General features: G+C 59.2%; 22 protein-coding genes. 12 read left to right on the top strand and 10 right to left on the bottom strand.

Annotation, left to right across the window (positions count from 1 at the left end; genetic code table 11):
• Positions 1-87 precede the first annotated feature (87 nt).
• Together FTW19_RS00565 and FTW19_RS00560 are read left to right on the top strand one after the other, a co-directional pair.
• Complete coding sequence (locus FTW19_RS00565) at positions 88-1,374, top strand: MFS transporter (protein WP_147645766.1); 1,287 nt, start codon at positions 88-90, stop codon at positions 1,372-1,374.
• 307 nt (positions 1,375-1,681) lie between these two features.
• Positions 1,682-2,734 (top strand): IS110 family transposase, encoded by a 1,053-nt coding sequence (locus FTW19_RS00560; protein WP_147645765.1) that lies wholly within the window; start codon positions 1,682-1,684, stop codon positions 2,732-2,734.
• A 258-nt stretch (positions 2,735-2,992) separates the two neighbouring features.
• On the opposite strand, the gene FTW19_RS00555 is transcribed toward FTW19_RS00560, so the two are convergent.
• Positions 2,993-3,784 carry an SDR family NAD(P)-dependent oxidoreductase gene (locus FTW19_RS00555; RefSeq protein WP_147645764.1) on the bottom strand — a complete coding sequence of 264 codons (792 nt, stop codon included), beginning with the start codon at positions 3,782-3,784 and terminating at the stop codon, positions 2,993-2,995.
• Positions 3,785-3,787: 3 nt separating this feature from the next.
• Positions 3,788-4,831 (bottom strand): galactitol-1-phosphate 5-dehydrogenase, encoded by a 1,044-nt coding sequence (locus tag FTW19_RS00550; RefSeq protein WP_147645763.1) that lies wholly within the window; start codon positions 4,829-4,831, stop codon positions 3,788-3,790.
• A gap of 221 nt (positions 4,832-5,052) precedes the next feature.
• Between FTW19_RS00550 and rpmB the strand changes: the two genes are divergently transcribed.
• Positions 5,053-5,241 carry a 50S ribosomal protein L28 gene (gene rpmB, locus FTW19_RS00545; protein ID WP_147645762.1) on the top strand — a complete coding sequence of 63 codons (189 nt, stop codon included), beginning with the start codon at positions 5,053-5,055 and terminating at the stop codon, positions 5,239-5,241.
• Positions 5,242-5,393: 152 nt separating this feature from the next.
• Here rpmB and FTW19_RS00540 read toward each other — a convergent pair whose 3' ends face one another.
• Positions 5,394-6,665: an ArnT family glycosyltransferase gene (locus FTW19_RS00540; RefSeq protein WP_147645761.1), complete on the bottom strand. Its 1,272-nt coding sequence runs from the start codon at positions 6,663-6,665 to the stop codon at positions 5,394-5,396.
• A gap of 84 nt (positions 6,666-6,749) precedes the next feature.
• Between FTW19_RS00540 and FTW19_RS00535 the strand changes: the two genes are divergently transcribed.
• The gene (locus FTW19_RS00535) at positions 6,750-7,256 is read left to right on the top strand and encodes a DinB family protein (RefSeq protein WP_246153504.1); all 507 of its coding nucleotides are present in this window, start codon (positions 6,750-6,752) and stop codon (positions 7,254-7,256) included.
• A gap of 46 nt (positions 7,257-7,302) precedes the next feature.
• Complete coding sequence (locus tag FTW19_RS00530) at positions 7,303-8,598, top strand: Hsp70 family protein (RefSeq protein WP_147645760.1); 1,296 nt, start codon at positions 7,303-7,305, stop codon at positions 8,596-8,598.
• 187 nt (positions 8,599-8,785) lie between these two features.
• Here FTW19_RS00530 and FTW19_RS00525 read toward each other — a convergent pair whose 3' ends face one another.
• The gene (locus FTW19_RS00525) at positions 8,786-9,937 is read right to left on the bottom strand and encodes an IS481 family transposase (RefSeq protein WP_147645759.1); all 1,152 of its coding nucleotides are present in this window, start codon (positions 9,935-9,937) and stop codon (positions 8,786-8,788) included.
• 345 nt (positions 9,938-10,282) lie between these two features.
• On the opposite strand from FTW19_RS00525, the gene FTW19_RS00520 reads away from it, so the two are divergent.
• Positions 10,283-10,966, top strand: a complete 684-nt coding sequence (locus FTW19_RS00520; protein ID WP_147645758.1) for a YdeI/OmpD-associated family protein — start codon at positions 10,283-10,285, stop codon at positions 10,964-10,966.
• 6 nt (positions 10,967-10,972) lie between these two features.
• Entirely contained in the window at positions 10,973-11,752 is a 780-nt protein-coding gene (locus FTW19_RS00515; RefSeq protein WP_147645757.1) for a DUF3050 domain-containing protein, read from the top strand.
• 288 nt (positions 11,753-12,040) lie between these two features.
• Here FTW19_RS00515 and FTW19_RS00510 read toward each other — a convergent pair whose 3' ends face one another.
• Positions 12,041-12,556, bottom strand: a complete 516-nt coding sequence (locus tag FTW19_RS00510; RefSeq protein WP_147645756.1) for a gamma carbonic anhydrase family protein — start codon at positions 12,554-12,556, stop codon at positions 12,041-12,043.
• 14 nt (positions 12,557-12,570) lie between these two features.
• Positions 12,571-13,008, bottom strand: coding sequence for a hypothetical protein (locus FTW19_RS00505; RefSeq protein WP_147645755.1), 438 nt, complete (start codon positions 13,006-13,008; stop codon positions 12,571-12,573).
• Between the two features lie 67 nt (positions 13,009-13,075).
• On the opposite strand from FTW19_RS00505, the gene FTW19_RS00500 reads away from it, so the two are divergent.
• The 4 genes from FTW19_RS00500 to FTW19_RS00485 all read left to right on the top strand — a co-directional run bounded on the left by FTW19_RS00500 (position 13,076) and on the right by FTW19_RS00485 (position 14,908).
• Positions 13,076-13,699 (top strand): RNA polymerase sigma factor, encoded by a 624-nt coding sequence (locus FTW19_RS00500; protein WP_246153503.1) that lies wholly within the window; start codon positions 13,076-13,078, stop codon positions 13,697-13,699.
• On the top strand, positions 13,696-14,019 hold the full coding sequence (locus FTW19_RS00495; RefSeq protein WP_147645754.1) for a hypothetical protein: 324 nt from the start codon (positions 13,696-13,698) through the stop codon (positions 14,017-14,019). The genes FTW19_RS00500 and FTW19_RS00495 overlap by 4 nt, the downstream gene beginning before the upstream one ends.
• 108 nt (positions 14,020-14,127) lie before the next feature.
• The gene (gene rpsU / locus FTW19_RS00490) at positions 14,128-14,325 is read left to right on the top strand and encodes a 30S ribosomal protein S21 (protein ID WP_147645753.1); all 198 of its coding nucleotides are present in this window, start codon (positions 14,128-14,130) and stop codon (positions 14,323-14,325) included.
• Positions 14,326-14,566: 241 nt separating this feature from the next.
• Positions 14,567-14,908 carry a zinc-ribbon domain containing protein gene (locus FTW19_RS00485; RefSeq protein ID WP_147645752.1) on the top strand — a complete coding sequence of 114 codons (342 nt, stop codon included), beginning with the start codon at positions 14,567-14,569 and terminating at the stop codon, positions 14,906-14,908.
• A gap of 427 nt (positions 14,909-15,335) precedes the next feature.
• On the opposite strand, the gene FTW19_RS00480 is transcribed toward FTW19_RS00485, so the two are convergent.
• From FTW19_RS00480 to FTW19_RS00470, 3 genes are read right to left on the bottom strand one after another with little or no spacing between them, the layout of a single operon-like run.
• On the bottom strand, positions 15,336-16,040 hold the full coding sequence (locus FTW19_RS00480; protein WP_147645751.1) for a LytR/AlgR family response regulator transcription factor: 705 nt from the start codon (positions 16,038-16,040) through the stop codon (positions 15,336-15,338).
• Positions 16,021-17,118, bottom strand: coding sequence for a sensor histidine kinase (locus tag FTW19_RS00475; protein WP_187143182.1), 1,098 nt, complete (start codon positions 17,116-17,118; stop codon positions 16,021-16,023). The genes FTW19_RS00480 and FTW19_RS00475 overlap by 20 nt, the downstream gene beginning before the upstream one ends.
• Positions 17,102-17,308, bottom strand: a complete 207-nt coding sequence (locus FTW19_RS00470; RefSeq protein WP_147645749.1) for a hypothetical protein — start codon at positions 17,306-17,308, stop codon at positions 17,102-17,104. Before FTW19_RS00470 ends, FTW19_RS00475 begins: the two co-directional genes overlap by 17 nt.
• Positions 17,309-17,619: 311 nt before the next feature.
• On the opposite strand from FTW19_RS00470, the gene FTW19_RS00465 reads away from it, so the two are divergent.
• A complete protein-coding gene (locus FTW19_RS00465) occupies positions 17,620-18,279 on the top strand; it encodes an OmpH family outer membrane protein (protein ID WP_147645748.1) in 660 nt (219 codons plus the stop codon).
• Between the two features lie 371 nt (positions 18,280-18,650).
• Here FTW19_RS00465 and lepA read toward each other — a convergent pair whose 3' ends face one another.
• On the bottom strand, positions 18,651-20,453 hold the full coding sequence (gene lepA, locus FTW19_RS00460) for a translation elongation factor 4 (RefSeq protein ID WP_147645747.1): 1,803 nt from the start codon (positions 20,451-20,453) through the stop codon (positions 18,651-18,653).
• Positions 20,454-20,478: the final 25 nt, after the last annotated feature.

Raw genomic sequence — 20,478 nt, 5'->3', positions numbered from 1 at the left:
TTCATTGCGGAAAACGCCCATAGATGCGGAAGCCCTATTCTGCCCCTACAGGAAAAATGCTTTGGCGTGATAGAGTCGCGATGCCCGATGAAAACTGAAAACAGCAATGCTGCGTCATATCGCTGGACCGTTGGAATACTGCTCGGCGTCGGCGTCCTGGTGAACTACTTCGACCGTGTCAATCTTTCGGTTTCGCACGACGCTCTGGTGCAGACGTTTGGAATTACGCCCTCGGTCTTTGGACAGCTCTCAGCGGCATATTCGTGGACCTATGCCGCGTGTCAGTTACCGACTGGCGTAATACTCGATGCTTTCGGCGTGCGCAAGGTCTCGCTCTACTCGATTGCCATCTGGGGTATAGCTTCGATTGCTGCGGCGTTTGCACCCGGTGTGCTGCTGTTCTTCGCGGCGCGGCTGCTGCTGGGTATCGGCGAAGCTCCTACCTTTCCGGCGAATGCGAAGGCCGTCGGCGCATGGTTTCCGCAGCATGAACGATCGCTGGCGACGGCGATCTTCGACAGTGCGGCAAAGCTCGCCAATGGGATCGGTGTGCCGCTGCTCGGGCTGTTGCTGTTACGCGTCGGCTGGCGGATGTCGTTTGGCTTCACGGCTGCACTTTCGTTTGCGTATCTCGGTCTGTTTGCGCTGCTCTATCGCGAGCCGGATCGCTTCACCATGCGCAACGTCATCCACCCGAGTTCCGAGACAACAGAGGATGCGGCTGCGATCCTGGCTCCGCCGATTCCGTTGGCCCGCCTGTTACGCGAGCGCAAGGTGATTGGTCTGGCAATCGGCGCGGGGTCGTACAACTACGTCTTCTATCTGTTGTTGACGTGGCTGCCGACCTATCTTGCAGAGACACTGCATATCTCGCTGCGGCAGTCGTTTCTCTTTACCTCTATGCCGTGGTTGATCGCCACGGCCTGCGGCTTCTTCATCGGTGGTGTGCTGGTCGACTTTTTGATACGTCGCGGCAAAGATGCGAGCACAGTGCGGCGTTCGGTACTGCTGATCGGGACGACGTGCGGCCTGGGGCTGGTGGGCGCGGCTTTTGCACATGATCCCGTCTCGGCGCTGGTGCCGATCTCGATTGCGATCGGAGGTCTCTCCGCGGCGTCGCCTATCTGCTGGAGCCTGCCCTCGCTGCTGGTGCCGAATACAAGCACCGGCAAGGTGGGCGGCATCATGAACTTCTCGAACCAGCTCTCTGCCATAGCGGCGCCGATTCTGACCGGTTACACCGTGCAGGCGACTCACAACTTTACGTGGGCCTTCGGTATCGCCGCGGCGTATCTGGTAATCGGTGTGTTGTCGTACGCCTTCCTGCTGGGGCGGATTCAGCCGATCGATGTGCGCCGCGCGTTAGAGGCTTAGAGCAGGCCGGTGCCCCACATACCGGGGTCCCCAGCGAACAAAGTTCGTTGGGGTGGATACGCGAAGCTTATGTGGGAAATTCGAGCGAAGCTCGAATCGTTTTCTGTTTGTCATTTCGCAGCGACCGGAGGGAGCGGAGAAATCTGCTTTTCTACCGCACGCCTCGTTCCAAGCCAGTCGCGCGTGGCGCGAGACCCAGGTCCCAAAAGCGGGACCCTGATGGGATAAGGAAGAAGGCTTCAGCGAAGATCGAGATAGGTAAGGGTTAGAGGACTGACCTATCGGGAAGATCAGGAGAAGCCTTCTTATGCAGATTGTAGGTTGTGATTTCCATCCGCAGTGGCAGCAGGTTTCATTTTTAGATCAGGAGACTGGCGAGTACCGGGAAGCGAAGCTAGTCAACGGTGATGGGGAGGCGGAACGGTTCTACCGGTCTCTGTCTCCGGGAGCGCTTGTAGGAATCGAGTCGTGCGGCAACGCGCAGTGGTTTATTGATCTGCTAGGCAGTCTGGGTCACACGGTGTGGGTCGGAGATGCGGCGAAGATCCGAGCCAGCTATGTACGGAAGCAGAAGACGGACCGCCGGGATGCGGACCATATCCTGAAGCTGCTGGTGGAGGACCGGTTTCCGCGGTTGTGGACGCCTTCAGCCAAGCAGCGGGATCTTCGTCAGCTGCTGATCCACCGACACAAGCTGGTGGAGATCCGGACCCGGGTGAAGAACGGGCTGCAGCACCTGGCGATGAACCGTGGCGTACAGAAGCAGTCGCGGCTGTGGAGCGTTCGGGGGAGGGCTGAGTTGGAAAAGCTTCCTCTGGAGGGCTGGAGTGCTCGTCGACGGGAGGATCTGCTGGAGCTGATGAAGGGTCTGGATCAGCAGATCAAGGAGCTGGATGAGGCAGTCGTGCAGGCGGCCAGGGAGGATGCGAAGGCGGAGCTGTTGATGAGCCAGCCGGGAGTGGGTCCGATCACGGCGATGGCCTTCGTACTGACGATCGGCGATGTGAGCCGGTTCGAGTACAGCGGGAAGGTCGCCAGCTATCTGGGCCTGATCCCCAGCGAATACACCTCGGGCGGCAAGCGCAAACTGGGAGCCATCAGCAAGCAGGGCAACCGGTTCATGCGCCAGTTGCTGGTGGAAGCAGCACAGACGGCCTGCCGGCTGGATGAAGGATTTCGAAAGCAGTATCAGGCTCGCTGCCACCACAAGCCGAAAGCAGTGGCTAAGGTGGCGGCAGCAAGGAGGTTAGCAGTGCGGCTCTACTGGATGCTCAGGCTGAACAAACGCTATCCAGAGATCGCCCATATCGAGAGCAGCTCGGGGGTGCCCCTGGCCATCCATGGTCGTGACGTTGAGTGAGCGCTCTCGCATCCAGCACAGGCTGGATGTCCGCATAGAAGCATCATGGCCTGTTACATACGGTCGAATCGATGGTTGGTGGGGCTAGGCCCCACAGAGATGTGATGCAGCGTTGAGTTACCCCAGAAGCTACCGGTCCTCTAACCCCTTGCCTCTGGACTCTCAAACGGTGCTCTCGCATCGAATAATGACGTACGCTCTTTTTACCCTTGACACAGTCTTCTTCCTTATCGAGGGGCACCCGGAGTATTCATACCCCTAGCTCTTCTTTACCAGCGCCCTCGTATTACCCACCGAAATACCGCCGTCGATAAGAATCGTCTGCCCGGTCACATAGCGCGAAGCCTCGCTGGCCAGGAAGACCACTGCACCGTCCAGATCGTTAGGAGCTCCCGGACGTTTCAGAGGGATACGTTCGACCAGATACTGCACCCAGCCCTCGTCTTCATACATCACGCGATTCTGGCTGGTCTTGAACCAACCTGGAGCCAGGACGTTGACCGTTACACCGTGTGGTCCCCAGTCATCCGCAAGGCTCATCGTCAACTGCTTGATGCCGCCGCGACTGGCCCCATAGGGCCCCAACCCTGCAGACCCGCACACGCTGGTGACTGAACCGACGTTGATGATGCGGCCGTAGCCGCGGGTGATCATGCCACGTGCGATGGTCTGTGCGACGAAGAAGGCTCCACGCAGGTTGGTGTCGAGGATGGTGTTCCAGTCCTCCCACGTGACCTCAAGCGCGGGCTTACGGATGTTGCATCCGGCGTTATTCACCAGGATGTCGACCTTGCCATAGACGGCATCGGCCGCCGGACCGAAAGCTGTGATGCTCTTCTCGTCACGCACATCGAGCGTCAGCGCATGAGCGGTGATGCCCATGCCGGCGAGCTCTTCCACGAAGGCGTCGCAGTCGCCGGCCTTGCGGCTGGTGACGATCAGCTTTGCGCCAGCCCGTCCTAAGGCGCGAGAGAAGTACTGTCCCAGGCCGCGCGATGCCCCTGTAACAACGGCTACCTGTCCTGTCAGATCGAAGAGGTTCTCGCTCAACGCTTAGTTCTCCTTACCGGGTGCAACGACGACCTTGAGCAGACCTGCCTCACGTGCATGCAGACGCGCAAACCAGTCGGCAGCCTCTTCCAGTGTGCTGACTGCGGAGATCAGAGGCTTTACCGTGATGGCGCCTTCGGACATCAGGCGAATAGCTTCGACGTACTCTCCTGCGGAGGAGCAGGAGCCCTGCAGCCGGACCTCACGGGTGACCACGCGCTGCAACGGCAGCGGAACCTCGGGCTGAATATTGCCGATCAGGCCGACGGTGCCTCCGCGGCGTACACATTCGATAGAAGCGACAACGGTCTCCGCACGGCCAACGGCTTCGAGGACGACATCCACGCCCAGATTGCCGGTGCGGCGCAGGATTTCGGCGATCAGATCGTTGCCCGAGAGATGCAGCGTGTCCGGAATACCGACATCGACGGCCATCTGCAGGCGGGCCGCATCGACATCGGCGATGGTGACAGAGCGTGCTCCGGCGGCACGAGCGGCCTGCGCTGTCAGGAGACCGATCATGCCGGCACCGATCACCAGGGCAGAGTCGCCTGGCTTCAGTTGCGAGACGCGGACTCCGTGCAGTGCAACGGCAACGGCCTCCAGCATGGCTGCCTCTTCGAAGGGGAAGTTCTCCGGCAGCTTATAGAGGATACGTTCGGGCACGGCGACAAACTCGGCGAAGGCGCCATGGCGGCGATAGTCGCCGCAGGAGACGCCCATCACCTGGCGGTTGTCGCAGAGGTTGACCTCGCCCCGTTTGCAGAACTCGCACTTGCCGCAGTAGACGGTGGAGTCGAAGGTGACGCGATCGCCGGCCTTATAGCCTTGCACGTCGGAGCCGACCGCGGCGATGATGCCGGCAGCCTCATGGCCCATAACGATGGGTGGAATACGGCGGCCGGAACCGCCATCGTAGCCGTGAACATCGCTTCCGCAGATGCCGCAGGCGGCGACCTTGATCAGAACCTCGTCGGGGGCAACGGCCGGGACGGGCATGTCGATGACCTGCAGATGTTCGTACGCCTCAAGCATCAGGGCTTTCATGCGTTGTGCTTTCTCCTGTTGGGGATAAGCATACGAGGTGCTCTGTATGCCTGTCCTGCTGATTGCCCCTAGGCCCAAAATACGGTATTCTTTAACTTCCGCAGCAAGCCCGCGGCCCCGTTCTGGTGGCCTGGCGGCCCAAAGCGAGGCGAAACGCCCTCCCACTGCGCGAAAACACCTTCGTCAAACCTGATTGTCGGGAGACGACCTGGAGATTTGTCATGGCACAGACCTGTGAGTTTTGCGGCAAGGGACCGCAGTTTGGCAACAACATTTCGCACGCGCACAACGTTACCCGCCGTCGCTGGAACGTAAACCTGCAGGCGGTGAAGGCCGTTGTGAACGGCGCCAGCAAGCGCATCCGCGTGTGCACCAGCTGCATCAAGTCCGGTAAGGTCGTCAAGGCCTAAGCCTTTTCAGAAGAACAAGTTCTCAGTCGCCCGGCAAGCGCGTAGCCTGCCGGGCTTTCTGCGTTAAGTACAGGGATGCTGCACCATAAACGGTGCAGCGACGTGATGCGCTCGAATACCCAGGTCCCAGAAGCGGGACCCGGGGCACCCGATTAGAGTGCCAGCTTCCGCTTCTCCGCGCTCTGGAACAGGTTTACCGCCAGAATCATGATCAGAGGCTCCAGAATGTGCCGGAACCTCGCCTGTACGGTCACGAAGTAATACGGCAGGGGATAGATCAGGAATGCCAGCGCCATTAACCAGGCAGCCTTGCGTCGTTGCTTGATCGCCAGCAGCAGTCCCAGCACTCCGACCACGGTCCCAAAGGTGAAGTTCAGCTCACGGCCATACTCGACGTACTCCTTGTGCGGAATGACCGGTTGGGGAACGCCCGCCCAGAACATGTAGGCACGCAGTGCGCTCAGTCTCCAGAACTCGGGGCGATGGGTGCGAATCCACTCTTCGGCCAGTGCGCCGCGGTCCCTTACCCATTGCACCTCGCCTTTGGCGTGGTACTCGTCGATGATGCGAGTGTTCTCGAGTGGAACAGTCGTGCCCCAGGGAAAACCAACAGACCAGGGAGAGTTCCCCATATAGTTCTCCGCGCCGAAGTTGCTGCGGATAGGAATGAAGGCATGCAGGACCAGATAATTGCGAATTACCCACGGAGCCAGGAGGGAACCCGCAACAACGCCCGCAACGATGGCGCGTTTGAAAGCCTGTAGCCGATGTCCGGGAACACCCCAAAGCACCCATAGCGCCGCTACCGGAAGGAAGACCGTAGGCGTGGCGTTGGTCAACGCCAACAGGCCGCCCAATACGCCGAAGATGGTCCACTGCCGCCATGTGCCGCCGTTGTCGCGCATACGCAGGGCGAGCACGAAGATCCAGGTGAAAAGGCAGCAGGTGAGGGTCATCTCCCAGACCCACTTCACGGCGAACTGCATGGCTGCGGGGTACAGTGCCCACAACCATGCGGACCACAGAGCGACCCTCGGGTTGAAGCAGCGATAGCCGATCTCGTAGACCGCCAGTGCCGTCAGCGCGGAGAAGACGCTGTTGATCGTGAGAATGAACCACGCGGATAGAGGACTATAGATGCCAAAGAGCTTGAATGACGCAGCGATGAGGAAGGTATAAAGCGGAGGCAGCCATGCGGTAGGGCCGGTGTGTCCCTGGAAGGGGTCGGCATAGCCATAGCCGGTGACCAGCGCCCGGGCGACGCGGCCGGCCTCCCACCCGAACTGGAAGTGGTCTTCAAAAAGACGGATGCGGTAGGTGTGGGCCAGGGTTATGTAGAGGACGCGGACAATGAGTCCCACCCAGAAGATCTTCCATGGCAGGCGAATCGGCGTCTGTTGTTCGCTGCCGGCGATGTTGGCCATATTTCTTATTCAATCATCGTTGCCAGCGCCGAGGGCGTTTTCCATCTTTCTGGTATCCGGAAGGGCATACAGCGGCAAGGGAAAATGCTCTATGCTTCCCCCATGGCTCCTAATCCTTATGCTGCCGCCCTCGGAGATAACGATCCCGCAACCGTGCTGCCCACCACGCCGGCAAAGCTGAAGGCTCTGGTCGCGGGTCTAAGCGCCGAACAGCTCAATTCGCCGCCCGCTCCGGGCAAGTGGAGTATCCGCGAGATCTTCGCGCATCTGGCCGACTGTGAGATGGCCTTCGGCTTCCGCCTGCGCCAGACATTAGCCGTCGACAACCCTGTGCTGCAGCCTTTCGACCAGGACAAGTGGGCCGAGCACTATGCGGCATACGACTACGCGACCGCCGTGGCGTTCTACGAGGCTTTCCGTGACTGGAACCTGAAGTTCCTCTCGACCGTGACCGACGAGCAGAAACAGCGCGGAGCTTCGCATCCTGAACGCGGATTCACACCCTTCTCCGTGCAACTCGCGACCATCGCCGGTCATGACCTCCACCACGTCTCCCACATGGAGAAACTGGTAGCGTCGCTGAAGTCATAACGACGACAGGCTCAAAGAAATACCGAATCTGCGAAATAATAATCGGATGCGTCCGTTTCGCATCGGCATCGACTTCGGCACAACCAACACCTCCATCGCCCGCGCAGACGGCAGCGAGGTGACACTCGCGCACTTCGCTGCTCCGGCGGGAGAGACGCCGTCGTACCGGTCACTGCTGTATCTGGAGCAGGTGCGGGAGAAGGGGCGTCCGCTGGTGCACTCCTACACTGGGCCGCGTGGCATCGAGCACTATCTCGCTGCCGACCATGAGTCCTCGGGAACGCAGGGACGGTTGATCCAGTCGCTGAAGTCCTATCTGCCATCGCGGTCACTGACCGGTACGGAGGTCTTTGGCCGCAGGTACACCCTCGAAGATCTGATCGCGCGTATCTTGACGGACGTACGGATAGCTGCCGAGCGGCAGTTCGGTCATCCCATACGCAGCGTAACGGCGGGCAGGCCTGTACGTTTTGTCGGCTCGGAGTCGGAGGAGGATGATGCCTTCGCCGAATCGCGTTTGCGCCATGCTTTCGAACTCGCCGGATACGAAGAGGTGCACTTTCAACTGGAACCGATCGGTGCGGCCTATAGCTACGAGTCCTCCCTGGATCACGACGAGCTGATCCTGATCGGCGACTTCGGCGGCGGCACCTCGGACTTTTCGCTGCTGCATGTGGGGCCGTCGTTCCGCACACAGGCAGACCGGGGTAAATCGATGCTCGGGACCTCGGGCCTGGGACTTGCGGGTGACGCCTTCGATGCAAAGATCGTGCGCAAGCTGGTCTCGCCGGCACTGGGGGCAGATACGCTGGCGCATTCGTTGAAGAAGCTGCTGCCCGCCGTGCCCAACTGGATCTTCGCCAACCTGGAACGCTGGCACTATCTCTCGTTCCTGCGGACACGCAATGTGATGGAGATCTTGTCACGAGCAGAACGGTCGGCCCTCGAGCCGGAGAAGATCACGGCACTCATTACGCTTATCGATCGCGATCTCGGTTACCAGTTGCACCAGGCCGTGCAGCGGACGAAGGTGCAGTTGTCGCTCGAGGAGACGGCCGAGTTCTTCTTCCGGGACGATGACCTGGAGCTGCAGGCGACGGTGAAGCGCAGTGAGTTCGAGGGATGGATCGCCGATGAGTTGGACGCGATCGAGCGAGCGGTGGCGCGTCTGCTTGAGAGTACGGGGATACAACCGCAACAGATCGATCGTGTCTTCCTGACCGGAGGCACCAGCTTTGTCCCCGCGGTGCGGGCTATCTTTCATCGCATGATCGGCGAGGGCAAGCTGCGCACGGGCAACGAGTTCACTTCAGTGGCGCATGGTCTGTCGCTGAGTACGTAACGTTCGGCTTGTTTGTCATTTCGCAGCGTAGCGGAGAAATCTGCTTTTGTTGTTCAGTCTTCACTGCGGGCTACCGTGAAAAAGCGGTACCTCAGCGGCTAAAGCCGCATCTTTTGCGCGATTATTACGGCACGGCTGAAGCTGTCTAGTCTCCAGAGATGGTTTACAGTTTGTCTCCACACATCCTTTACAGATTGAGTGAGTTTGCGGGGCAGGGTTCCACGATCGTGGAACCCTGCCCCGTGAGGTCGAGTTCCCGGATGGGCGTGTCACCGTAGAAGATCAGGATGCGTTGATCGATGCGAGCGAGACGGACAGGCTGATGAGCCAGGGCTCCGGCTACCTGCCAGCTGCGTCCGTCCAGCCAGAGCGCTCCGTTGCTGTTGAGCTCGCGCACTTCGGCATCCGGGGCATACGCGGGGTTACGTGGTTCGGTGTACTCTCGCTGGCTGGGGTGCCAGTGGTCTGCTGGCGTTTCCATGTCCAGCGCTTCATGGGGACGAACATGGTTGTACTCTTCCCGGAAGCGGTCCAGCCATGACTGGCCAGGCGGCGTATCCATCGGCCCGCACCTTCTCCGTGCCCGCTCCAGGGCACCGTGGAAGCGTTCCACCTTACCCTGGGTCTGCGGGTGGCGGACTCCGGAGAAGTACAGCCGGATGCCCAGCCGCATCAGCCACACGGATAGCTGCGTCCATCCTCCTGGTGACTGCGCGTTCCACCAGGGCTGGCCGTGATCCATCAGCATGGCCTCGGGCAACCCACAGTCAGAGAACGCCTTATCCAGCCTCTGTTGGACGACGAGACCTTCACCCGAGGACAGTTGCTCCAACACCAAGGCATAGCGGCTGTGGTCATCCAACACGGATAAGGGGCCAAGATGCGCGTTCCATCCCTTAGGGCTTTTGAAATCCATCTGCCAGAGCTGATTAGGCGCCTCGCGACAGAAGCTGCCAGTGGCCTGTGGATGGCTGTCCAGCCGGTGGATCAGACCGTGCCGACGCAACACTCGATGTACGGTCGACGATGGCACCTTCACCCCAGATCGGCCGAGCAGAACGCGAAGCTTACGTGCACCCCAGTCAGGATGCTGGCGCCGTAAAGACACGATCTGCTCTTCCAACTCGGCAGGGCTCTGACGGGGACTCAGCAGAGGCCTGCGGCTGGCTTCCTGCATGCCGGCCGCTCCATGCTCACGGTATCGCTTCAGCCACAGATAACCCGTCGGACGGCTAATCTCGTACTCCACACACAGAGACGAAAACGATCGCTCTCCAATCATCGCCGCCTCCACAAACCGCAATCGCTGCGCTTCCACTTCCACCTTCCTCCATGCCATCCAAAAACACCCCTAAACAGGCATAAACCTGTAAAGGATGTCTGGAGACAAGGTGTAAAGGATGTCATGGAACTGAACAGCTGAAGCCGTGCCCTTAAGCAAAACAAAAGAATCATCTTGCCTTTGGATCGCACTTAGGAAAACATCCATCGAATTCCAATGCAAGTTCTGTAACTCACCTGAAGACTTTGCTTTTAGTTCGCGCAAAGCGCGAATGCCTTGCTTAAGGGGACGGCTTCAGCCGTCCCGCAACAGAGGCTAAAAGAGACGCGGCTTTAGCCGCTGAGGTAACGAATTCTACTTCTTTCTAACGCTCACCACAGACCCGTTCATATAATGGCCTCCATGCCGCCGTCGAAGAACAAACCCAAGACCTTCAAAGCTACGCTGGAGCACCTCCAGGGAAATCTGGGATGGGTCGTCGCGTATCTTCCCTTTGACCCGGCGAAGGTTTGGCCGGAGCGGAAGCGGCTGCGGGTGCGAGGTGATGTCAACGGTCATGCCTTTCGCAGCTCGCTCTTTCCCAAAAGCGGTGGAGGCGGCTTCTTTCTCCTGGTGAACAAGACGATGCAGAAGGGGGCAAAAGCGGCGCCGGGCTCCGTGGTCACCATCACCATGGAACCCGATCTGGAGGAGCGTGACTTCGGCGTGCCGCCTACGCTCGTGCCCTACCTCAAGAAAGACCGCGCGCTGAAAAAGTTTTATGACGAGTTCTCTGACTCGGCCAAGCATGACATCGCGCGTTATATGGCAGAGCCCAAGACGCCGGAGGCTCTGAAAGAGCGCACGGAGCGGTTCCTTGAGCGCGTGATGCTGACGATGGAGGGTGAGGAGATTACGCCACCGATCCTGGTCATGCTCTTCCGTCAGAACCCGCTGGCGGAGAGGGGATGGAATCTGATGACGAAGGTGCAGCGCCGCAATAGCCTGCTGGCGATCTTCTACTACCGTACCCCCGAGAGTCGAGAGAAGCGGGCTCGCAAGGTGGTGGAAGAAGCAGTGAAGGTTGCAGAGAAAAAATTGAGATAGCATGCGATGCTTAACGACGTGAACGTAGACTTTGCCGCCGAGCAGTTAGCGCAACTTCAGCAACGGATTCAACCGCTGCACAATGAGCTGGCCGCGCATCCTCTCTTCTCCTCCTTCCACACCATGAACGACCTGTATCGCTTCATGGAGACGCACGTCTACGCGGTGTGGGATTTTATGTCGCTGCTGAAGGCGCTGCAGCGCGGTCTTACGTGTGTCGACGTTCCCTGGCTGCCTTCGGCTGATCCGGTCTCCTGCCATCTGGTCAACCAGATCGTTCTGGGCGAGGAGAGCGATGTCTATGCCCATCAGCACATGTCGCACTTTGAGCTGTATCTGCTCGCAATGCATTCGGCCGGAGCTTCGACTCAGTCCATTGATACTTTTCTTGCGCTTCTTCGTAGCGGCAGCGGCGTGAAGAAAGCGCTGGTAGCGGCTGTTGCTCCCATGGGGGCCGCGTCGTTCGTGCGTCACACCTTTGCGCTGATTGAGACCGGAAAGCTGCATGCCATCGCGTCTGCCTTTACCTTCGGACGCGAGGACCTGATCCCGGATATGTTCCAGGGTTTTCTCGATCGGCTTTCACCGGAGCTGCAGCCGAAGCTCGAGACCTTCCTTTGGTATCTGAACCGTCATATTGAAGTGGATGGCGGCGAGCACGGACCGATGGCTCTGAAGATGGTAGCCAAGCTGTGTGGAAGCGATCCGATGCGTTGGAGGGAAGCCGCGGAGGCGGCGGAGGCGGCGCTGCGAGCCCGCCTGGCGTTGTGGAACTCGCTGGCTTAGACCGTATCGCTGCTAAGCGACATCTAAGGCGTCTCGACAGAGACGATTGATCGGGTGGGAGCAGCGGGCTTCAGCCCGCTGATAAAGGCGTAAAAGTAGATGGGCTTTCTCTACCTGTTAGGGGAAAAGGCCCAGGGCTGAAGCCCATTTCTATATTGAGCCGATAGACCGTGGACTGGAAGCCCACGGCTCCCACCCGGATCGAGCTTCGCTCGATCCTCCCACAGAAGCTTTGCGTATGTGGGGCACCCGGTGTATGGGCTACAACTAGCAACCAGGAACCAACAACTACTTGGTTTCTTCCAGATAAATCTTGGTGTAGTCCAGATAATTGTTGGCGTACTGCAAGATCATCTCGCGGTCTTTGTCGTCGAGCTGGCGGCGTACCTTCCCCGGCAGACCTGCCACGAGTGATCGCGGCGGAATCACGGTGCCTTCGGGGATCAAGGCTCCCGCGGCGATGATGGAGCCTTCGCCGATGCGTGCGCCGTTGAGGATGGTGGCGTGCATGCCGACCAGGACGGCGTCCTCTACCGTGCATCCATGGACAACGGCTGAGTGGCCGATGGTGACCAGCTCACCAATATGGACCGGGTGGACGTGGCGCATTCCGTGCAGGACGGCGCAATCCTGGATGTTGGTCTTCGATGCGATGCGGATCGCATTGACGTCACCGCGAACGACGGCGTTCATCCAGACCGAGCACTGATCGCCTAAGATCACATCGCCGATCACCTGTGCGGACTGGTCGATATAGCAGCCCTGGCCAACACTGGGCGTCTTTCCCTGGTAAGAGCGGATCATGCGCTCGATTCTACTCACTCTTCGCTGGCAATAAGACCCAGGCGCTCCATCTCACGCGCCTGGATCTTGTAGTCGATCCAAAATCCGATGCCAATCGCCGCCGGAATTAAGCCGCCTGCCGCGCCTGCCAGGATCTCCCGAACCTGGAGGATCATGGTCAGCACAAGACATGTGGCGATGATGCCGGCTCCGCAGGCGATCAGAATCAGGGCTGCACGGCGTGCATTCTTCATGCCGCGCAAGGGGTCGCCACGCTCCTGTTCGGCACGTTCTACGGCGCCAAATACCTTCTCGATTTGCTCGAGGGGGATACCACGCTGCAGTGCCACCATGCGCTGCTCGACCTTGAGTTTCTTCTCGTGATAGCCGGAGATCATGCCTCCGACGCCCAGAATGGCGATCATGGCGAAGGCCGCCACGGGAATAACGAATGGGGTGTGTAGTGTTTCCATCTGCTGTAGCTCCTTGTGTTCTGCGGGCGTAAGACTGTAGGTCGAAGAGAAAGTTTCAGGCGCCGGGGTGAAACTTTCGGCGACAATCTCAGTCCTACCGCCTTTGCACACCAGCGCCCAATTCGAACAGATCGTGCAGGAACACCAGCAGCAGGTCTTCCGTACCCTCGCCCGGCTGGTGAACCGCCGGGAAAATCTGGAAGACCTGGCGCAGGAGGTGTTCTTGCGGCTGTACCGCGCGCTGCCTACATTTCGAGGAGAGGCGATGCTGTCGACCTATCTGTACCGCATCACGGTGAACGTAGCGCAGGATGAATGGAAGCGCCGACGCCGTGTCGACGATCCGCTGCTTCCCATGTCGACGGGCGAAGAGGATGGCGGTCCAACGCTCGAAAATCGCCTGGCACATCGGGATCCTGGTGCGGAGCAGCAGCTTCTCTCTGGAGAGTTCTGGTCGATGGTGCAGCAGCAGATGATGACGCTAACGCCGATGGAGCGGACGGTGCTCACCCTCTTCCATCAGGAAGAGCAGACCTACGAACAGATTGCGCTGACGCTGAATCTTCCGATTAATACGGTGCGGACGCATCTGCACCGCGCGCGAACACGTCTGAAACAGAGAGTCGAGCAGGCGATGAAGCCGGAAGCAGCGAAGCCCGCTGTTACGATCAACGAAAGGGTAAGAGTATGACCGAAGATCTCGACCGGAATCAGAATCTCGATCTCCGCATTGCGGAGGCCCTTGACCGCGGACCGCAGATCACGGTGCCTGAAGGGTTCGCTGCTCGTCTCGCATCCCGTCTGCCGCAGCAGGCGCCGGCCCGGCCGGTGATGCCGGTCTTCCGCTACACCTACTCGCGGCGGTTGGCCATGGTGTGCGTAGCCTTGCTGGCAGCCGCTCTGCTGGTGGTGGCTGCATCCAGGCCGTCGAATTTCACGGTGGCGGAAGTCATCTTTGTCGGCGAAATGGCGCTGCTGACCCTGTGGCTCGCCCGCTGGCGAACGGCGTGATCCAGTTGCACTATTTACAGTGCAAAAGGCCGGATTTGCTGGCAATTGGGCGAAAATCGGATATTCTTAGGTGATCCCTTACCGGGACGGGAGTGAGGTGTATCTCCATTGGCAGAGGTTCGAGTTCAAGAAGGCGAACCCCTTGAAAATGCCCTGCGCCGTTTTAAGCGCAAGGTGCAGCAGGAAGACATTATCAAGGAAGTAAAGCGTCATTCCTTCTACCTGAAGCCGGGTGAAAAGAAGCGCGTGAAGGAAGCCCTGGCCCGCAAGCGCAACCGCAAGAAGTCGCGCAAGGAGCAGGACTAACGGTAGTACCGGCAGGACCGCGGCATGGATGCCGGCGGTCCTGCCAATCCAGGATGAACTTCTCCGCCGAAGTCCTTCTCTTTTTCCGGCGGCGTTCGGCGTACCTAAGTCGTCTAACGAGATATACGGAGCCGGTTCCACGGCTCTCCGGGCCCAAGCACTGACAAAGAAATAGGTTTATGGTTTCTACGCGCTGTCTGGCGTGATCCCTTCTTTTACGTACGTAATGAAAGAAGCCCCCATGGAGTTTGTGGACCGTATTCTGAAGTGCTCCGACTGTGGCGGTGAGTTCGTCTTCACCGCCGGGGAACAGCTATTTTTCTTCGATAAACAGTTTAAGAACGATCCCAAGCGCTGCAAGTCGTGTAAGGCAAAGCGAGCGGCGCGGGGAACCGGTTCTGCGCCCAGCACCCGGACAGAGACACGTACGCAGTGCAGCGAGTGTGGCGTAGAGACGACTGTGCCCTTCAAGCCGACGCAGGGACGTCCGGTCCTCTGCCGCCAGTGTTTCCAGCAGAAGCGCCCGGTAGCCGCAGTGGTTGCGGTACCCGATCCCTCCAGCACGCCGATCGCGCAGGCTTAGAACCGTATCGACAGAAAAACAGCGAAGGAACGCACGGCGATCTGAACCTTGCAGAGTCCTTTGTTTGTCATTTTCGGAGCTACGGGGTCCCCGGCCAGCTTTGCCGGCTGGGGTAAAGAGTAGCGGAGAAATAATAGCTCTGCACAAATGGTTTGGTACCTCAGAGGCTGAAGCCGCTCCTCCTTCGTGCCCTCGTACGGCATGGCTGAAGCCATACCTTTAAGCAAGACGATCGCGCATTACGCGATAGATCCTGAATGAACAAGTTCATTCGAGTGATTTGCATGACTATTAGAAAGTCTGCCTTACAATCCGACGAGATCGCTTCTACGTTCGCGCGACGCGCGAATGCCTTGATTAAGGGGACGGCTTCGATTTGTGCAGAGCAGATTCCTCCAAAAACGGCCAAGACCGACCTATCAAATCTTTAAATCGCCATACGTTCTTTCAACGCCTGTGACTGACGGCGCGAGAAGATCACTTCGGTTCCGTCCTTCAACACTGCCCGTACAGCTCCATCAACTTCCAGCTCCATCCGCGCGATCCATCGCAGGTTGACAATCTGGCTGCGGTTAGCGCGGAAGAAGTGCTCGTCCAATCTGGCCTGGAGGGTTTGCAGGCTGCGCAGAATGAGAGGGCGATTCTCGCCGAAGTGAAGCCGGGCATAGTTGCCCTCTGCTTCAATCAGCTTGATCTCCACCGCGCGTACCATCCAGGCGCGCTCGCCTTCCCGGATAAAGAACTGGTCGAGAGGCAGCTTCTGCGGCTCGGAGCGATCTTCAGTGCGGACATGCTCAAGGGCGGCTTTCAGGCGCTCCGGTGTGACCGGCTTCAGCAGGTAGTCGGCGGCACGAACCTCAAAGGCTCGCAGTGCGTACCGATCGAACGCGGTGGTGAAGATCACGGCGGGTGTCTGTTCGCGGCTTGCGATCTCATCGAGCAGATCGAAGCCGGTGGCTCCGGGCATCTCTACATCGAGGAACAGCAGGTCGGGCCGCTCGCGAGTGATCATCTCCTTGGCCTCGGAGACATTTGCTGCCTCGCCGGCAATGGTCACTTCGGGATGGGCCCCCAGAAGGCGGCGCATCTCGGCACGCGCACGGCGCTCATCATCAATCAGAAGTGCGCGCATGGTCGGTCTCCTCTTCTTTGAGCGGCAGCGTCAGCGTTGCAGTGGCGATTGAGTCATCGAGACGAAGATGGAGTCCGGCATCCGTTCCATAAAGCAGGCGCAGGCGCTGCCTCGAGTTCTCAAGTCCGGTTCCGGAGACTTCGGTCGCAGTAGATATTGCTGCGGGGAGAGGATTGGTGACCACGATCTGCAGGGTGCTATCTGCGATGCTGGAACGCAGAATGATCTCGCCGCCCCGCTCGATGCGCGCGATGCCATGCTTAACAGCGTTCTCGACCAGATGCTGGATAGCCATCGGAGGGATGAGAGCCCGCCGGGCTTCGTCGGTGATCTCGCAACGGACTCTCAGTCTGTGTTCGAAGCGCATCTGTTCGAGTTGAAGGTAATCGTCGACGACCGCGAGTTCGTCCTTGAGCGGAATCTCGCGGCGCTCTTCGCCGCGCAGCCCGGCACGCAGCAGACTGGCAAGGCGGGTAAGCGCCAGGTCGGCCTGCGCACGATCTTCGTACATGAGGGCGCGAATGGTATTGAGGGCGTTGAAGAGGAAGTGCGGATTCACACGTGCGCTGAGGCTGCGGTACTGTGCCTCCTGTGCGGCCAGTTCGAGCTCAAGGCGGCGAGCCTCATCGCGGCGCCGCTCGCGAACGGTATGGATCAGGGCGTACACAATGACCCAGCCGAAGAGCATGATGCTGTTGTTCACATAGAGAGAAGCCGCGATGCCACGATTGACCTTACCCAGCGTGATGTGGAGCAGGCGATCGTTGATCACAATCATGAAGACGTTCATGAGCGCTGCCGCGCCGAGAAGCAGAGGCACAAGACGCGGCAACATCGCGCGCAACGGCAGCGTGATCCACCGGCGCAGGCCAAGATGCAGCAGATGTGAGGCTACGATGCCGTAGATAAGGTAAAGCCCGTAGGAGAGAGCCACCTGGCCGAAGAGTTTCCGGGTAAGAGTGTGGTGGCTGTATTGCAGGTAGACCAGGGCAATAGAGAAGAGGATGAGGCAGAGAATTCCCCAGCCGCCGAACTGCAGCCAGAGGTAACGCCGCGTAAGACTACGAGGTACGGCCAAAGAACTCCTCCAGGATGCTGTCGATGCGCGCCAAGGCATTGAGGACGCGGAAGTCGTGGTGGCTGTCCACCAGGACAAGGTGTGCCACGGCGGCGCCGGCTCTGCGCTCCAGCAAAGCAGCCGCGCGCGGGCAGCTTTCGGCGAGCAGAAGGCAGCCCGCAAGGAAGATGGCCAGCGCAATCAATAACATCACCAGACTCCTGAAGCGAATCATAGGGTAGTACCTCGGCGAAGTCTGAGATTAAAGGGGTTTGGCGCGGCTTAGGGGGAATCTTTGACGAGCGGTGAAATAGCTCCGCGAGCGCGCTCGTTATCTTGCACCGTGCTAACGGCCCGCCTATAATTTCGTCAGTTCCCTGAGAGCAGCGCCATCTCGTTTCACCCCCGCGACAACCGGCTGAACGATGGAAGAGCGGCCAAGTCGCCGCATCGCATGCACGCAGGAGCCAAGGTGTAGAGGTATACGGGTCACATCGACCATCAAGGAGTTTCACCATCCGCATGAATCGTAACGTTCTTCTCATTTCCGCGATCGCCGCCGGCATCGCGGCTCCCGCTCTGGCACAGACCGCCGCTCCGCAGCCCGCTGCTCCCGCTGCGGCGCCGCAGCAGCAGGTGAAGCCCGAAGCCGTTCCCGCGAAGATCGCCCTGATCGCCTTCGAGCAGGTGGTTCTGGCCACCAACGAGGGCCAGCAGGCGGTCGCCACCGTTCAGAAGAAGTACGAGCCCACCAAAGCCAAGATCGAAGCCGCGGGTAATGAGGTCGATTCGCTGAAGAAGCAGCTCCAGAGCGGTACCAGCCTCTCCGACGAGGAGAAGGCCAGCCGCGCCCGCACCATCGACACGAAGGAAAAGCAGCTCAACCGCGATGCCGAGGATGCACAGGCTGCTTACAACCAGGACCTGCAGGAAGCGATCAGCAAGATCGCCGGCAAGGTAAGCCAGGTGGCCCAGCAGTATGTCTCCAAGAATGGCTACACGCTTCTGATCGACATCGGCAGCCAGCAGAGCAACGTAATGTGGGCGACTCCGAACACCGATATCTCGCAGGCGGTTGTGGACGCCTACAACACCCAGTCCGGTGTTGCTGCTCCTCCGCCGTCCGCTCCGTCGGCCACCAAGCCAACGACGCCGCGTCCGTCGACGACCCCGAAGAAGTAAAAACCGATTCCGCGAAACGGACTGAAGGGCCGGAGGAATATCCTCCGGCCCTTCGGCATTTCTGTGGAAAACTCTGTGGATCACTTTTGGGTCCTGGCGGAAAAAGGCGGACCCGCCGTTGAAGAATGCACTATCTATGGTTCGTTGTAAGCGAACAACATGATTGTTTTCATTAGCTTGGAGACACTGTTTGACAGCGCGACGGAGATGGTTTTGAGCTTTTTCCCATTACGGACCCGAAACAGGCTTTCCACAGATCGTGTTACACCACCGTTAAACGATCCTGCTGAATCTAAAGAGACAACCGTCTCCGTGAAAAGAAAGCCTGCCAGGAATGGCAGGCTTTCTTGATGCGCGACGCGCGGAATGCTTTAGTCTTCCCCGATCTTGAGGACAGCGAGGAAGGCCTCCTGCGGGATATCGACTTTCCCGATACGCTTCATCCGCTTCTTGCCTTCCTTCTGCTTTTCAAGAAGTTTGCGCTTACGGCTGATGTCGCCGCCGTAGCACTTGGCGATTACGTTCTTGCGGATGGCGGTGACGGTCTCGCGGGCGACAATCTTTGAACCGATCGCAGCCTGGATGGCGACCTCGAACATCTGCCGCGGGATCAGTTCCTTCATCTTGTGCACGAGTGCCTTGCCGCGTTCATAGGCGACATCCCGGTGAACGATGATGGAGAGCGCATCGACCGGTTCGCCGGAGACGAGGATATCCATCTTCACCATCGGCGAGACCCACGTTCCCGTGAGGTGATAGTCCAGCGAAGCGTAGCCGCGCGAGACGGACTTCAGGCGGTCATAGAAGTCGAGCACGATCTCGTTCAGCGGCAGCTCGTAGGTCAGCATGACGCGTGTCGGGGTGATGTACTCGAAGTTCTTCTGCTTGCCGCGCTTCTCTTCCACCAGCTTCAGAATGCCGCCGACATATTCTTCGTTGGTCATGATCATCGCGGTGATGATCGGCTCTTCGATCTTTTCGATCGAGGTGACGTCGGGCCAGCGCGATGGATTATCCACCTCAAGCACCGAACCGTCGGTCATGGTGATCTTGTAGCGCACGCCGGGGGCGGTGGTGATGAGATCTAGATTGAACTCGCGCTCCAGGCGTTCCTGGATGATCTCCATGTGGAGAAGACCGAGGAAGCCGCAGCGGAATCCGAAGCCAAGGGCGGCCGAGCTTTCCGGCTCGAAGAAGAAGCTGGAGTCGTTCAGGCGGAGCTTTTCGAGAGCGTCACGCAGCAGGGTGTGCTCGTGCGAGTCGACCGTGTAGAGACCGGCGAAGACCATGCTCTTGATGTCTTCGAAGCCGGGCAGCATCCCCGTCGCGGGATGGTTGGCGTCGGTGACGGTGTCGCCGATCTTGGTGTCGGCGACGTTCTTGATGGTGGCGACAAAAAAGCCGACCTCGCCGGCACTGAGGGACTCGATCTCAACCGGCTTGGGAGTGAGGACGCCGAGGTTCTCGATGTCGAAGACCTTGCCGTTCGACATCAGTTTGATCTTCTGGCCCTTGTACATGCGGCCGTTGATGATACGGGCAAGTACGATCACGCCGCGGTAGGCATCGAACCACGAATCGAAGATCAGCGCCTGCAGGGGAGCATCGCTATGACCTTTCGGATGCGGCAGCAGATGAACGATGGACTCCAGAATCTCGTCGACGCCGAGGCCGGTCTTTGCGGAGACGGGTACCGCGTGGTCCGCGGGCAGGCCGACGGCCTGCTCGATCATCTCCTTGGTGCGCGGGATATCGGCGCTGGGAAGATCGATCTTATTAATGACCGGAATGATCTCGAGACCGTTGTTGATGGCGAGGTAGGCGTTGGCCAGGGTCTGAGCTTCCACGCCCTGTGAGGCATCGACGACCAGCAGCGCGCCCTCGCAGGAAGCGAGCGAGCGCGAAACCTCGTAGCTGAAGTCCACGTGGCCGGGCGTATCGATCAGGTTCAACTGGTAGGTCTGTCCGTCGCGCGCGGTGTACATCATGCGGACCGAGTGGGCCTTGATGGTGATGCCGCGCTCCCGCTCCAGATCCATGGCGTCCAGCACCTGAGCCTGCATCTCGCGCGCGGTCAAAGAGCCAGTCATCTCCAGCAGACGGTCTGAGAGTGTGGACTTGCCGTGGTCAATGTGCGCGATGATCGCGAAGTTTCGGATGTATTTAGGGTCCATCTCGGGTGGGAACAGCCTCAACCTC

Origin of the sequence: Terriglobus albidus (genome assembly GCF_008000815.1) — a bacterium.
GTDB classification, from domain to species: Bacteria; Acidobacteriota; Terriglobia; order Terriglobales; family Acidobacteriaceae; genus Terriglobus; species Terriglobus albidus_A.
The sequence above is the reverse complement of the archived record's forward strand: the minus strand, read 5'-3'. Positions and strand labels throughout refer to the sequence as shown.

Excerpts from the sequence above, each read along its gene's own strand:
- FTW19_RS00565 (WP_147645766.1), top strand. The coding sequence starts at position 88 with ATGAAAACTGAAAACAGCAATGCTGCGTCATATCGCTGGACCGTTGGA.
- FTW19_RS00560 (WP_147645765.1), top strand. The coding sequence starts at position 1,682 with ATGCAGATTGTAGGTTGTGATTTCCATCCGCAGTGGCAGCAGGTTTCA.
- FTW19_RS00550 (WP_147645763.1), bottom strand. The coding sequence starts at position 4,831 with ATGAAAGCCCTGATGCTTGAGGCGTACGAACATCTGCAGGTCATCGAC.
- rpmB (WP_147645762.1), top strand. The coding sequence starts at position 5,053 with ATGGCACAGACCTGTGAGTTTTGCGGCAAGGGACCGCAGTTTGGCAAC.
- FTW19_RS00540 (WP_147645761.1), bottom strand. The coding sequence starts at position 6,665 with ATGGCCAACATCGCCGGCAGCGAACAACAGACGCCGATTCGCCTGCCA.
- FTW19_RS00535 (WP_246153504.1), top strand. The coding sequence starts at position 6,750 with ATGCTCTATGCTTCCCCCATGGCTCCTAATCCTTATGCTGCCGCCCTC.
- FTW19_RS00530 (WP_147645760.1), top strand. The coding sequence starts at position 7,303 with ATGCGTCCGTTTCGCATCGGCATCGACTTCGGCACAACCAACACCTCC.
- FTW19_RS00525 (WP_147645759.1), bottom strand. The coding sequence starts at position 9,937 with ATGGCATGGAGGAAGGTGGAAGTGGAAGCGCAGCGATTGCGGTTTGTG.
- FTW19_RS00520 (WP_147645758.1), top strand. The coding sequence starts at position 10,283 with ATGCCGCCGTCGAAGAACAAACCCAAGACCTTCAAAGCTACGCTGGAG.
- FTW19_RS00515 (WP_147645757.1), top strand. The coding sequence starts at position 10,973 with ATGCTTAACGACGTGAACGTAGACTTTGCCGCCGAGCAGTTAGCGCAA.
- FTW19_RS00510 (WP_147645756.1), bottom strand. The coding sequence starts at position 12,556 with ATGATCCGCTCTTACCAGGGAAAGACGCCCAGTGTTGGCCAGGGCTGC.
- FTW19_RS00505 (WP_147645755.1), bottom strand. The coding sequence starts at position 13,008 with ATGGAAACACTACACACCCCATTCGTTATTCCCGTGGCGGCCTTCGCC.
- FTW19_RS00495 (WP_147645754.1), top strand. The coding sequence starts at position 13,696 with ATGACCGAAGATCTCGACCGGAATCAGAATCTCGATCTCCGCATTGCG.
- FTW19_RS00485 (WP_147645752.1), top strand. The coding sequence starts at position 14,567 with ATGGAGTTTGTGGACCGTATTCTGAAGTGCTCCGACTGTGGCGGTGAG.
- FTW19_RS00480 (WP_147645751.1), bottom strand. The coding sequence starts at position 16,040 with ATGCGCGCACTTCTGATTGATGATGAGCGCCGTGCGCGTGCCGAGATG.
- FTW19_RS00470 (WP_147645749.1), bottom strand. The coding sequence starts at position 17,308 with ATGTTATTGATTGCGCTGGCCATCTTCCTTGCGGGCTGCCTTCTGCTC.
- FTW19_RS00465 (WP_147645748.1), top strand. The coding sequence starts at position 17,620 with ATGAATCGTAACGTTCTTCTCATTTCCGCGATCGCCGCCGGCATCGCG.
- lepA (WP_147645747.1), bottom strand. The coding sequence starts at position 20,453 with ATGGACCCTAAATACATCCGAAACTTCGCGATCATCGCGCACATTGAC.